General features: G+C 58.1%; 14 protein-coding genes. 12 read left to right on the forward strand and 2 right to left on the reverse strand.

The window, feature by feature from the left end; all coding sequences use genetic code 11:
- Positions 1-167: 167 nt before the first annotated feature.
- Positions 168-812 (reverse strand): DNA-3-methyladenine glycosylase family protein, encoded by a 645-nt coding sequence (locus ACXJ5O_RS09000; RefSeq protein ID WP_457299589.1) that lies wholly within the window; start codon positions 810-812, stop codon positions 168-170.
- A gap of 80 nt (positions 813-892) precedes the next feature.
- Between ACXJ5O_RS09000 and gluQRS the strand changes: the two genes are divergently transcribed.
- Both gluQRS and ACXJ5O_RS09010 read left to right on the forward strand, forming a co-directional pair.
- Positions 893-1753 (forward strand): tRNA glutamyl-Q(34) synthetase GluQRS, encoded by an 861-nt coding sequence (gene gluQRS / locus ACXJ5O_RS09005; protein WP_457299590.1) that lies wholly within the window; start codon positions 893-895, stop codon positions 1751-1753.
- Positions 1754-1820: 67 nt separating this feature from the next.
- Positions 1821-2705 (forward strand): DMT family transporter, encoded by an 885-nt coding sequence (locus ACXJ5O_RS09010; RefSeq protein ID WP_457299601.1) that lies wholly within the window; start codon positions 1821-1823, stop codon positions 2703-2705.
- Here the strand turns inward: ACXJ5O_RS09010 and ACXJ5O_RS09015 are convergent.
- Entirely contained in the window at positions 2672-3526 is an 855-nt protein-coding gene (locus ACXJ5O_RS09015) for a YihY/virulence factor BrkB family protein (RefSeq protein WP_457299591.1), read from the reverse strand. The two genes, ACXJ5O_RS09010 and ACXJ5O_RS09015, sit on opposite strands and share 34 nt — an antisense overlap.
- 95 nt (positions 3527-3621) lie before the next feature.
- Between ACXJ5O_RS09015 and ACXJ5O_RS09020 the strand changes: the two genes are divergently transcribed.
- The 10 genes from ACXJ5O_RS09020 (at position 3622) to ACXJ5O_RS09065 (ending at position 12161) form a co-directional block, all read left to right on the forward strand.
- Positions 3622-4455 carry an SDR family oxidoreductase gene (locus tag ACXJ5O_RS09020; protein WP_457299592.1) on the forward strand — a complete coding sequence of 278 codons (834 nt, stop codon included), beginning with the start codon at positions 3622-3624 and terminating at the stop codon, positions 4453-4455.
- A gap of 43 nt (positions 4456-4498) precedes the next feature.
- Positions 4499-4696: a twin transmembrane helix small protein gene (locus tag ACXJ5O_RS09025; RefSeq protein ID WP_112523457.1), complete on the forward strand. Its 198-nt coding sequence runs from the start codon at positions 4499-4501 to the stop codon at positions 4694-4696.
- Positions 4697-4709: 13 nt separating this feature from the next.
- On the forward strand, positions 4710-5291 hold the full coding sequence (locus tag ACXJ5O_RS09030; RefSeq protein ID WP_457299593.1) for a cob(I)yrinic acid a,c-diamide adenosyltransferase: 582 nt from the start codon (positions 4710-4712) through the stop codon (positions 5289-5291).
- A 34-nt stretch (positions 5292-5325) separates the two neighbouring features.
- On the forward strand, positions 5326-6087 hold the full coding sequence (locus tag ACXJ5O_RS09035; protein WP_457299594.1) for a rhomboid family intramembrane serine protease: 762 nt from the start codon (positions 5326-5328) through the stop codon (positions 6085-6087).
- Between the two features lie 182 nt (positions 6088-6269).
- Positions 6270-7022 carry an electron transfer flavoprotein subunit beta/FixA family protein gene (locus ACXJ5O_RS09040; RefSeq protein WP_457299595.1) on the forward strand — a complete coding sequence of 251 codons (753 nt, stop codon included), beginning with the start codon at positions 6270-6272 and terminating at the stop codon, positions 7020-7022.
- A gap of 18 nt (positions 7023-7040) precedes the next feature.
- Positions 7041-7970, forward strand: coding sequence for an electron transfer flavoprotein subunit alpha/FixB family protein (locus tag ACXJ5O_RS09045; protein ID WP_457299596.1), 930 nt, complete (start codon positions 7041-7043; stop codon positions 7968-7970).
- Positions 7971-8075: 105 nt separating this feature from the next.
- The gene (locus ACXJ5O_RS09050; protein WP_457299597.1) at positions 8076-8957 is read left to right on the forward strand and encodes a 3-hydroxybutyryl-CoA dehydrogenase; all 882 of its coding nucleotides are present in this window, start codon (positions 8076-8078) and stop codon (positions 8955-8957) included.
- A 22-nt stretch (positions 8958-8979) separates the two neighbouring features.
- A complete protein-coding gene (locus tag ACXJ5O_RS09055) occupies positions 8980-9603 on the forward strand; it encodes an exopolysaccharide biosynthesis protein (protein ID WP_457299598.1) in 624 nt (207 codons plus the stop codon).
- 5 nt (positions 9604-9608) lie between these two features.
- Entirely contained in the window at positions 9609-10082 is a 474-nt protein-coding gene (locus tag ACXJ5O_RS09060) for a YaiI/YqxD family protein (protein ID WP_457299599.1), read from the forward strand.
- Between the two features lie 150 nt (positions 10083-10232).
- Positions 10233-12161 carry a DEAD/DEAH box helicase gene (locus ACXJ5O_RS09065; RefSeq protein ID WP_457299600.1) on the forward strand — a complete coding sequence of 643 codons (1929 nt, stop codon included), beginning with the start codon at positions 10233-10235 and terminating at the stop codon, positions 12159-12161.
- The last annotated feature ends 80 nt before the right edge of the window (positions 12162-12241 follow it).

A 12241-nucleotide genomic window follows, 5' to 3' on the forward strand; every position in this document is an offset into this window, starting at 1 on the left:
GTAGTCCGCATTGAGTACCAGAGCCGGTAACCCGTCCGGCGAGACGGCTATTGTCAAGGAATCAACTCCCAATCCAACCATCAGGCTTGCATTATTGTAAGCTGGACGTGACAGGAATGTGAAGCAAATTGCGGTGTTTGCTGAGGAAAAACCCCGTTATTTCAACTTCATGGCACTGGTGTGCCATCGCGGCCACGCGTTGCGGCATAGTAAGCCCAGAAAAGTCGGGCGGCAACACCGCGCCACGGGGTCCAGCGCTCGGCAAAGAGCCGCAGAGCCTTGGAGTCCGGCCGCACTGATTCGCCATAGGCATGGGCATAGGCGTGCTGGAGAGCGACGTCTCCCGACGGGAAGACATCCGCATGGCCTGCCGAAAACAGGAGATAGACTTCCGCTGTCCAGGGACCGATCCCCTTCACATTGGTCATTACCTGCATGGCCTCATCGATGGGCATATCCGCCAAAGCAGTAAGATCGAGTTCTCCGGCAATGACCGCTTCGCTGATCCGGGCGAGAGTGGCCTGTTTGGCGCGGGATAGGCCGGCAACCCGCCACGCCTCCCCGCCGGCAACAAGGTAGTTTTCCGGAGTCAGGGGATCGATGATGCTGACAAGCCGCTTCCAGATTGAATCGGCACTGGCCTTCGAGACCTGCTGCGAAACGATCACCGAGGCGAGGCTCTCGAAGCCCGGGACTGAACGGCGCAGTGGCAGCGGCCCGGCGCGTTCGGCGATCGCCACGAGTTCGGGGTGAGTTTGCAGCAAGGCTTCCAGTCCTTCCGCGATATCCTCGAGCGTATCAATTCTGCGCATTTCAATCGTTCACTTTGCTTCGTTTGGGAAACACCGTATCAATTGCCTCGATACCCACGCAAGAACGCCACTCATCACTCATGACAGTTCCGGTATTCCGTTTTGCCCCCAGTCCTAATGGCCATCTGCACCTCGGCCATGCCTATTCCGCGTTACTCAACCAGCAAATGGCGCGCGATGCAGGCGGCAGATTGCTCCTGCGCATGGAAGATATCGATCGGGAGCGCTGCACGCCGGAACTCGAACAGACGATGCAGGAGGACCTGCGCTGGATCGGCTTCGATTGGGAGAAGCCTGTCCGCCGCCAGTCGGAACACTTCGCTGTCTACCGCGAGGCGCTCGATAGGCTGATCGATATGGAGCTTGTTTATCCAGCGTTTCTAAGCCGCGGCGAGATCAAACGCGAAATCGACAATCTGGGCAGAAATGGGGGTTGGCCGCGCGATCCGGATGGAGCCCTGCTCTATCCGCCAACGGACCGGCAGCTTTCAAACGCCGAGCGCGAACGGCGTATCAGTGAAGGACAACCGTTTTCATGGCGTCTGAACATGGACCATGCACTCGAACATATTGGCGAGCCGTTTTTCTGGACCGAACTTGCCGGCGAAAAACGTGCCATTGACGCCGCACCGCGCGTCTGGGGTGACGTCATCATTGCGCGAAAGGATATGCCGACGAGCTATCATCTATCGGTCGTCATCGACGACGCGCTGCAGGGCATCACTCACGTCGTACGTGGCAAGGACCTTTTCCAGGCAACCAGCGTCCATCGCCTGCTGCAGCGGTTGTTCGATATCGAGCCCCCTCTCTATCATCACCATGCACTTATCCTGGATCACGACGGGGAGAAACTTTCGAAAAGCCGCAAGGACACCGCGTTGCGTTCATTGCGGCAAGAAGGTGTCACCTGTCAGGAGATACACGCTATGATCGGGTTGTGATCTATCGCCGATGTTCGTTCGGGTATAGATCAGCACCACAATGCATTCCTGATCCGGTCCCTTGACTATGCCCGTCCGCTATTTCCCCGCTCTGTTCGTCGTTCTTTGGGCCACCGGCTTCATCGGCGCGCGCTACGCCATGCCCTATATTGAGCCGTTCTATTTCCTGATGGTACGGTTTTTGATAGCGGGCGCTATCCTTGGTCTTTGGGTTGTGCTGGACGGCAACCACTGGCCCAGCAGGCGCGGCGCGATGCACGCGATCATTGCGGGATGCCTCATACACGGCGCCTATCTCGGTGCCGCCTTCTGGGCCATTCACAATGGATTGCCCGCGGGCATGTCGGCGCTCGTCGTCGGCTTGCAGCCCTTGATCACAGCGCTGATCGCGGGGCTGGTACTCGGCGAGACCATCCAGCCGCGCCATTGGGCCGGGCTTGCGGTCGGCTGCATCGGCGTTGCCATGGTGCTCTGGCCGAAGCTCGTGATTTCTTCGGGCGGCATCACGCCGGCGACCGTTTCGGCTGCAATCTTTTCGGTCATTGCCATCAGTATCGGCACCGTCTGGCAAAAACGTTTTGCYGGCAATATCGATCTGAAGGCGGGTACAACATTGCAATATCTCGGCGCTGCCGTCCTCACTGGCATATGCTCGCTGTTACTGGAAACGCACACGATAATCTGGTCGGGTGAGTTGGTTTTCGCCATGTTCTGGCTGGTGTTCGTCCTGTCGATCGGCGCCGTGCTTCTGCYGATGCTGCTCATCAATCAGGGAGCGGTGTCCAAGGTTGCATCGCTGTTCTATCTGGTTCCGGGAGTCACGGCACTGATGGCCTATGCGCTGTTCGGCGAAACACTGACACCGTTTCAATTGGTGGGAATGGTCATTGCCAGCCTAGGCGTTGCCCTCTCGACAGGTCAGAGACGCGTGGCTTCCTCGATTTCCCAATAGCGGATGATCGCGGCGTTGATTTCCGCGCCGATGATGAAGATCGCCGCGACGATATAGAGGAAAACGATCGCCGCCATGATCGATGCGAGACCCGCATAGGTCGACACATAGGTTGCAAAGGTTTCGAGATAACTTGCAAAGATCGTAGCACCAACGGTCCATGCGAGCAGCGTCAACAGGACGCCGGGCAAGATCTCGACAAAACGGCGGTGCCCGGCCGGCAGCCACAAATGCACGACCAGCAAGCCGATGATCAGCACAGCCGAAGCGATACAATAGCGCCAAAAACTGATCGTGCCGGACACGAGAACCAGTTCAGGGACATAGATGGTCGCGATACGCATGGCGAGCGGCGCAAGGATCAGCAGGAAACTGATGGCCATGATGCCGATCGTTGCGACTACGACATAGCCGAGGCTTTGCAGGCGGCAATAGATGATCGAACGCGTATCGATCACGCGATAGGCGCGGTTGAGCGCCACCCGCAGCGCTTCGATGCCGTTCGAGGCAAAATAGGCCGCCGCGATCACGCTGATCGTCAAAAGACCGCCGCGCTGAATATTGAGGACATTGCGCACTTCCTGCGCAATCGGCTTGGCGATGACCTCCGGCCATGTATCGAAAATCACATGGACGGCCGTATCCGTGAAGGCGCTCGCCCCAAGAAAACTTGCGAGGGACGTTGCAAAAATCAGGAACGGAAAAAGCGCGAGAATTCCCGAAAGGGCAACATGGCTCGCAAGCGCCCAACCATCATCGGTGCTGAAATGCCGCCACGTATCAACGACAACACGCCAAAGAAAAGATTTTGCCCTACGCATTGATGATTGTTCGCCCCTTCAACTGAGCAGATTGCAAGGCGCCGGGGAATATGTGAAGTCTTTTCGTGCAATCAATTGAAAAACATCCGGAAAACATGACCCGTTCTAGAACGATTTTGATCACAGGATGTTCCAGCGGGATAGGTGCCTATTGTGCCCGGGCGTTGAAGCAGGATGGCTGGACCGTCTTCGCGACCGCCCGGAGTCCCGCAGATATTGAAATGCTTCAGGCAGACGGCTTCCCCGCCTTTTACATGGACTACAGCAAATCCGAGTCGATCTCTGCGCTGGTCGAAGCGGTGCTCGGCGAAACCGGTGGCACGCTGGATGCCCTTTACAACAATGGCGCCTATGCCCTGCCGGGCGCTGTCGAAGACATTCCTGTTGCAACACTCAGAGAACAATTCGATGCCGCGTTCTTCGGCTGGCATGAACTCACGCAGCTCATCGTACCGGTTATGCGGGCACAGGGTCACGGCCGCATCGTGCATTGCTCATCGATTCTCGGCCTCCTGCCGATGAAATGGCGCGGCGCCTATGTGGCAGCGAAGTTCGCGCTTGAGGGTCTTATGCTGACGCAACGTATGGAACTGAAGGCTTCCGGTATCGAAGTCTCGCTCATTGAACCCGGCGCAATCGAATCGCGTTTCACCTCCAATGCCTTCCAGCAGGTCAAGCGATATATCGACGTCGAAAAATCGGTGCATCGCGAGGTCTACCGCAAGCTTGTCGGCCAGTTCTCTCTGGAAGGCCGCAAGTCGCGCTTCAAGCTTGGTCCAGAGGCCGTATACGCTGTTCTGAAGCATGCGCTGGAAAATCCACGCCCCAAGCCGCACTATCTGGTGACGCGACCTGCGAAAATTGCCAATTTTGCCCGCAGATTTCTATCCGCACGTGCGCTATATCGCGTGCTTGCGAGCCAGTCGTGACAGGAGCAGACTCCAGGCAAGTCTGACGATCAAGGAATAGAGTATGGATGTCATTTTCAAATTTCTGGCGCTCGTGGCAATTGCCGCGGTGACCATTGTGCTTCTGATTGGCCTGCGCAACATGATGAAGGGCGGCGACGCCAACTTCTCCAACAAGATGATGCAATTGCGTATATTATTGCAGCTGGTCGCCATTATCCTCATCGTCGGTGCGATCTATTTCCACCGCGCTGCTGGCTAGAGACACCAATCATATGGTCAAGCTCAACAAGATTTACACGCGTACGGGTGATGACGGCACGACCGGCCTCGGCAGCGGCGAACGCCGTCTCAAACATGATCTGCGCGTTGAAGCCTACGGCACCGTGGACGAAGCAAATTCTTGTCTCGGGCTCGCGCGGCTCCATACGGAAAAAGACTTCCCCGAACTCGACGCCATGCTCATGCGCATCCAGAACGATCTCTTCGATCTCGGTGCCGATCTTGCAACGCCCGACACAGGCGAAACGCTTGCCTACGAGCCCTTGCGCATTATCGACAGCCAGGTCCTGCGGCTTGAAGCGGAGATCGACCGGTTGAACGCAAATCTTACGCCATTGCGCTCTTTTGTGCTGCCTGGCGGCTCGCCCGCATCCGCCGCGCTGCACCTTGCCCGTACCGTGGCGCGCCGCGCCGAGCGGCACATGGTCGAACTCGCGCAGAAGCCTGACGAGACCGTCACACCGGCCGCCCTGAAATACATCAACCGCGTGTCGGATTTTCTCTTCGTCGCCGCCCGCGTGGTCAATGACAATGGCGCGAGGGACGTGTTATGGGTGCCCGGTCACAATCGTTAAATGCCACGATGGCTGAGGCAGGGGACCGGCACCGATGTTCATTCCGTTGCATGACGCCAACAGTCTCAAATACATCAAGCTGCAATATGTGACGCTTTCGCTGATCGTCATCAACATGCTTGTCTATCTGGTCATGGCTGTTGACGGCGAGACTGCCCAGGCCGCCGCGATCGGCCTCGGTTATATACCCGCCGTCATCCATGACATGGCGGTTCTGCCTGCCAGTTATTACTTCGTCCCGTCCGATTTCACCTACATCACCTACGCTTTCCTGCACGCCGACATCCTCCATCTCGGCGGCAATATGCTGTTCCTCTGGGTCTTCGGCGACAACGTCGAAGATGCGCTTGGCCACATCAAGTTTCTGATCTTCTATCTTCTGTGCGCCGCCGCCGGAGCGTTCCTGCATGGCGTGATCCTGCCCGATTCAGAAGCGCCGCTCATCGGCGCGTCCGGGGCGATTGCCGGTATCGTTTCGGCCTATCTGCTGCTTCATCCCCGCGTAAAGGTCTGGGTGCTGGCGTTTGGGCGCATTCCCCTGCGCATCCCGGCAATCTATCCGCTGGTGCTCTGGGTCGTGACACAATTCGCAATGCTTTTATGGGGCGGGCAGGAACAGGTGTCCTGGCCGGCCCATGTCGGCGGCATCATCGCCGGCGCTGTTCTCATCGTGATAATGAAGCGCCGAAGCGTGCCACTGTTTGACCGGGCCATCGTTTCGCCGCGCGCAGTAGTGGTGGATAAACAACCGGAGCCAGTCACCCGCGAGGCAGAACCGGCCAAGTTGGGCCGCTGATCGTTCTTTCAATCGGTTGAACTTGGCGCAGCCAGATTGACCTTTACTCCGGCCATAATTACGGTCCCGCGCAATCCCGGCACAAACGTGTCGTTTTTCTCACCTCCATGTCGGCTTCCGGCAAGCGGGTAGCACCACTGGACAGGTAAATCTGTCCTTCGTTTATTTGAGAGGGAATCCCTATGAAAGTCCTCGTACCGGTAAAGCGGGTAGTCGATTACAACGTGAAGATCAGGGTAAAAGGCGACGGCTCCGGCGTTGAACTTGCCAATGTGAAGATGTCGATGAACCCGTTCGACGAAATCGCAGTCGAGGAAGCGCTCCGTCTGAAGGAAGCCGGCAAGGTAGAGGAAGTGGTCGTCGTATCGATCGGACCGGCGCAGGCGCAGGAAACCATCCGCACCGCGCTCGCCATGGGTGCCGACCGCGGCATTCTCGTCAAGGTCGACGATATCGTCGAGCCGCTCGCTGTCGCCAAGATCCTGAAAGGCGTCGTCGATGCCGAACAGCCAAAGCTGGTCATCCTCGGCAAGCAGGCTATCGACGATGATGCCAACCAGACAGGTCAGATGCTTGCGGCCCTCCTCGGCTGGAGCCAGGGCACCTTCGCCTCGAAGGTCGAGCTCGGCAGCGACAATGCCAAGGTCACGCGCGAAGTCGATGGCGGTCTGCAGACAATCGAAATCACGCTCCCGGCGATCGTCACCACCGACCTGCGTTTGAACCAGCCGCGTTATGCCTCGCTGCCCAACATCATGAAGGCCAAGAAGAAGCCGCTGGATGAAAAGTCCGCTGCCGATTACGGCGTCGATACCAAGCCGCGCCTCAAGGTCATCAAGACCGAAGAGCCAGGTGGCCGCAAGGCAGGCGTCAAGGTCAAGGATGTGGCTGAACTCATCAGCAAGCTGAAGAACGAAGCCGGCGTTCTGATTTAAAGGATAAGGAATTTCACCATGGCTATTCTTCTTTTTGCCGAACATGACAACGAGACCCTTTCCGACCAGACCGCCAAGGCACTGACGGCAGCGCTTGCCATCGGCTCCGATGTGCACGTACTCGTCGCAGGCAAAGGCGCCAAGGGCGTCGCCGAGCAGGCTGCCAAGCTTGCCGGTGTCAAAAAGGTTCTGCTGGCCGACAGTGACGATCTGGCCAACCGCCTTGCCGAGGCAAGTGCAGCGCTCATCGTTTCGCTCGCTGGCAATTACGACACGATCATTGCGGCCGCTACCACCAACGGCAAGAACATCCTGCCACGTGTTGCGGCGCTGCTGGACGTCATGCAGGTCTCGGACATCATCGAGGTGATCTCGGCCGATACGTTCAAGCGCCCGATCTATGCGGGCAACGCCATCCAGACCGTACAGGCAACCGATGCCACGAAGGTCATCACCGTGCGCACTGCAACCTTCGCGGCCGCCGGCGAAGGCGGTTCGGCTTCCGTCGAGAACGTCTCGGCTGCAGCCAATCCCGGCCTTTCCAAGTTCGTCGAGGCGAAGCTTTCCGGCGGCGACCGTCCGGAGCTGACTTCGGCGAGAATCATCATTTCCGGTGGCCGTGCCCTCGRCTCGAACGAGAAGTTCAAGGAAGTCATCCTTCCTGTCGCTGACAAGCTCGGTGCGGCCGTTGGTGCCTCGCGCGCTGCGGTGGATGCCGGCTACGCTCCGAACGACTGGCAGGTTGGCCAGACCGGCAAGGTCGTTGCACCGGATCTCTATATCGCCGTCGGCATCTCCGGCGCGATCCAGCATCTGGCCGGCATGAAGGATTCGAAGGTCATCGTCGCCATAAATAAGGACGAGGAAGCCCCGATCTTCCAGGTCGCTGACTATGGCCTTGTCGGCGATCTCTTCGTTATCCTGCCGGAGCTTGAAAAAGCGCTTTGATTATTTAATTCGAACTTTAAAATGAAATTGCTTGGCCGGGGTAGACGAACGCTACCCCGGCCATTTAGTTTGTGTGATATATTCATAATAAGACGGGATGGAAACATGGCTGGCACGATCAAAACCGTAGGCATTGTTGGCGCGGGCCAAATGGGCAGCGGCATTGCACATGTCTGCGCTTTGGCTGGATACGATGTTTTGATCCATGACCAGTCGGCAGACCAGATCGAAAAAGCCCTCGCCACCGTCAACGGCAACATGGCCCGCCAGGTTTCCCACGGCAAGCTCGAGGAAGCGGAGCGCGTCAAGGGAATGTCGCGTATTCGCCCTGCATTGCGGATGGAAGACCTTTCCGGTGTCGATCTTGCCATTGAAGCAGCCACGGAAGATGAGACGGTAAAACGCAAGATTTTCGCGCAGCTTTGTCCAAATCTCAATCCGGAAGCCATTCTCGCAACCAACACGTCATCGATATCGATCACACGCCTTGCTGCAACCACCGATCGCCCGGAACGATTCATCGGCATCCACTTCATGAACCCGGTTCCAGTGATGCATCTGGTCGAGCTTATTCGCGGCATCGCGACAGAAAACGTCACATTCGAAAGTGCCCGCGAATTTGTCGCCAGCCTCGACAAGACCATTACCGTATCCGAGGATTTTCCGGCGTTTATCGTCAATCGCATCCTTTTGCCGATGATCAACGAAGCGATCTATGTGCTCTATGAGGGCGTAGGCTCGGTCGATGCCATCGATACCGCGATGAAACTCGGCGCCAATCACCCCATGGGGCCGTTGCAGCTGGCCGATTTCATCGGCCTCGATACCTGCCTGTCGATCATGCAGGTGCTGTATGACGGTCTGGCGGATTCCAAATATCGTCCCTGCCCGCTCCTGGTAAAATATGTTGAAGCCGGTTGGCTCGGACGCAAGGCCGGCCGCGGCTTCTATGATTATCGCGGCGAACATCCCGTTCCAACGCGCTGAGTGCACCTCATGGGAGTTTCCGATGAGCGGCGACGATAGCACGCCGTACAATCCGGATACACGGCGCTTGTCCAAAGTCCTTGTCGAGATCGGCGCGGATCCGGCGACGAGAATATCGTTCGACGACATTCTCGACGCCTTGTCTGAGCGCAGTTTCGGCGCGCTGATGATCCTGTTTGCAGCGCTCAATCTTGTACCGCTTCCTCCGGGCACTTCCACGATCTTCGGCATTCCGCTGGTGCTGCTTTCGATCCAGATGCTGCTGGGCTTTGAAAAACCGTGGTTTCCGGCCTTCATGCGGCGCAAATCAATGCAGGTTGAAACGTATCGCCGGTTCATTGCAAGGCTGGAGCCCATGCTCGTTCGCTTTGAAAAGCTGGCACGCCCGCGCTATTGGTTCGTTCCGCAAATGATCGTTGAGCGTGTCGTCAGCATCGTCGCGCTGCTGATGTCGCTGATTGTCATCCTGCCGGTCCCGCTCATCAATCAGCTGCCGGCGCTCAGCATCGTCCTTTTGGCCATCGGCCTTGGCGAACAGGATGGCGTCTGGCTTGGAACAGGCCTTTTGGTGGCAGCGCTTGCCGCAGGCATCGCTATCGGGCTCGGCGCCTCGGTTGGCCTCGCGGCCCTGCATATTTTCGGTTGAGCAACATGGAAGAAAAGAAAATTACCATCTATGTCGACGCCGATGCCTGCCCGGTCAAGGCGGAGATCTATCGCGTTGCCGAACGCTATGGCGTCAAAGTCTTCGTCGTCTCCAATTCAATGATGGCAATTCCTCGCGATCCGATGATCGAGCGTGTCATCGTCAGCGATGGTTTCGACGCCGCCGATGACTGGATCGCGGAGCGAGTCTCGCGCGGCGATGTTGTGGTGACGGCGGATATTCCGCTTGCCAGCCGCTGCGTCAAGGCTGGGGCCGATGCCATTTCGCCGACCGGTCGCGCCTTCACGGAAGCCTCTATCGGCAACACGCTGGCCACGCGAAATCTCATGGATGAGCTGCGCTCCGCCGGGCAGATCACCGGCGGTCCGCGGCCATTTTCCCCGAAAGATCGTTCGAGCTTTCTTTCCGCGCTCGACCTCGCTATTGTGCGTTTGAAACGTGCGGGCTTCACCTCCTGACGGGAGTGCGGATGGGAGCTATGCGTTTCTTGGCATTGACGGAACGCGTCGCAGGCTCTACGAGAGCGCAACAAAGCTACATGCGTGCCGCTCGTGCTCCCATTGACGCCGAGCCAACCACACGCCCAAACCAGCACTGAAAGTTCATTGATGACTATTTTTGATTCTATCGCCCCGGCGTTGTCCGGTGCATTGGCAGCCCGTGGCTACGAGACCCTGACGCCGGTACAGACCGCTGTTCTGGCTCCGGAAGCCGAAGGCGCCGACCTTCTGGTCTCCGCCCAGACCGGCTCCGGCAAGACTGTCGCCTTCGGTATCGCCATCGCACCGACCTTGCTCGAAGGCGAAGACCGCTTCACATCCATTGGCGCACCTTACGCACTGGTCATCGCGCCGACGCGCGAACTGGCATTGCAGGTTCGCCGCGAACTCGAATGGCTCTACGAGCCGACCGGCGCGCGCATCGCCTCCTGCGTTGGCGGTATGGACATGACCAAGGAGCGCCGCGCGCTTCAACAGGGCGCGCATATCGTCGTCGGCACACCTGGCCGTTTGCGCGACCATATCACCCGCGGTTCGCTCGACATGAAGGAACTGCGAACGGTCGTGCTTGATGAAGCCGACGAGATGCTCGATCTCGGTTTCCGCGAAGACCTAGAATTCATTCTCGGCGAAGCGCCGAAAGACCGCCGCACCCTGATGTTCTCGGCAACGGTACCAAAACCCATCGCCTTGCTCGCCAAGCAGTTCCAGAAGGACGCCCTGCGCATTTCCGCCACGAGCGACCGCGAGCAGCATGCCGATATCGAATATCACATCATGCCGGTAGCGCCGCGCGAGCGCGAAAACGCCATCATCAATTCTCTGCTCTTCTACGATGCGCAAAACACCATTATTTTCGGCTCGACCCGCGAAGCGGTGAAGCACCTGACCAGCCGCCTCTCCAATCGCGGCTTTTCCGTCGTTTCCCTTTCCGGCGAACTCAGCCAGGCCGAGCGCACCAATGCCCTGCAGGCGATGCGCGATGGCCGCGCCCGCGTCTGTGTTGCAACCGACGTTGCGGCGCGCGGTATCGACCTTCCCAATCTCGACCTCGTTATCCACGCCGACCTGCCGAACAATTCCGAAACACTTCTGCACCGCAGCGGCCGTACTGGACGCGCGGGTCGCAAAGGCATCTGCGTCTTGATCGTGCCGGCATCGCGCCGCCGCACCGCCGAGCGCCTGTTGCAGGGTGCCAAGCTGTCAACGACCATGGTGCCGCCGCCAGATGCCGACGCGATCAACAAGCGCAACCATGACCGCATTCTCAACGATCCTTCGCTGACGGAAGTCATGAACGAGGAGGAGGCCGGATATGTAGCCGAATTGCTCGGCCTGCATTCAGCTGAACAGATCGCCGYTGCCTATCTGCGCCAGCAGATGGCTGCGCGCCCTGCCCCGGAAGAACTTTCCAACACACCGTCGCACGTACTGGAACCGATCCGCAAAGGCAGTTTCGAGGATCGGCCTGGCCGTGGAGAACGTGCTCCACGTTCGGATCGCTTTGAGCAGTTCGAAAGCGGAGCATGGTTTTCCTTGAGTGTTGGCCGCAAGCAGCGCGCCGAGCCGCGCTGGCTTCTGCCGCTGATCTGCAAGGCCGGTGATATTACCAAGACCGATGTCGGCTCGATCAAGATCCTCGAGACGGAGACGCGTTTCGAAATCACAGCCAGCAAGGCCGATGCCTTCATGGCGCGGATCAAGCAGTTCGGTTCCGGCGAAAAGGGCGTGAACATCACGCGCAGTGAAGGCGCTGGGCCTTCCTCGCCGCGTCGCACTGAGGGCGGCGACTTCAAGCCAAAGAAAAGTTTTGGCGAGAAGCGCGAATTCGACAATCGCAAGCCGCGCTCCAATGATGAGAAGCCTAGGACCGATTGGGCGGCCAAGCCAGCCAAGGCAAAGCCGGAAGGCTGGACCACAGAAAAGCCTGAAAAGCCGAAGAAAACACCAAAAGAGCGCAAACCAGGCGAACTGCATGGCTTTGACAAGTACAAGGCCAAGAAGGCACGGAAAGCCGCAGCAGGAGGAGCTGAGTAATTCAGCGCGTTCGCATAATCTAAGAAGGCTCCATCTCACGATGGAGCTTTTTTTATGCCCGGATTGTTTCAGGAATAGCG

This window comes from Phyllobacterium sp. P5_D12, assembly GCF_054049495.1.

Coding starts and splice junctions, on each gene's coding strand:
- ACXJ5O_RS09000 (WP_457299589.1), bottom strand. CDS start 812: ATGCGCAGAATTGATACGCTCGAGGATATCGCGGAAGGACTGGAAGCC.
- gluQRS (WP_457299590.1), top strand. CDS start 893: ATGACAGTTCCGGTATTCCGTTTTGCCCCCAGTCCTAATGGCCATCTG.
- ACXJ5O_RS09015 (WP_457299591.1), bottom strand. CDS start 3,526: ATGCGTAGGGCAAAATCTTTTCTTTGGCGTGTTGTCGTTGATACGTGG.
- ACXJ5O_RS09020 (WP_457299592.1), top strand. CDS start 3,622: ATGACCCGTTCTAGAACGATTTTGATCACAGGATGTTCCAGCGGGATA.
- ACXJ5O_RS09025 (WP_112523457.1), top strand. CDS start 4,499: ATGGATGTCATTTTCAAATTTCTGGCGCTCGTGGCAATTGCCGCGGTG.
- ACXJ5O_RS09030 (WP_457299593.1), top strand. CDS start 4,710: ATGGTCAAGCTCAACAAGATTTACACGCGTACGGGTGATGACGGCACG.
- ACXJ5O_RS09035 (WP_457299594.1), top strand. CDS start 5,326: ATGTTCATTCCGTTGCATGACGCCAACAGTCTCAAATACATCAAGCTG.
- ACXJ5O_RS09040 (WP_457299595.1), top strand. CDS start 6,270: ATGAAAGTCCTCGTACCGGTAAAGCGGGTAGTCGATTACAACGTGAAG.
- ACXJ5O_RS09050 (WP_457299597.1), top strand. CDS start 8,076: ATGGCTGGCACGATCAAAACCGTAGGCATTGTTGGCGCGGGCCAAATG.
- ACXJ5O_RS09055 (WP_457299598.1), top strand. CDS start 8,980: ATGAGCGGCGACGATAGCACGCCGTACAATCCGGATACACGGCGCTTG.
- ACXJ5O_RS09060 (WP_457299599.1), top strand. CDS start 9,609: ATGGAAGAAAAGAAAATTACCATCTATGTCGACGCCGATGCCTGCCCG.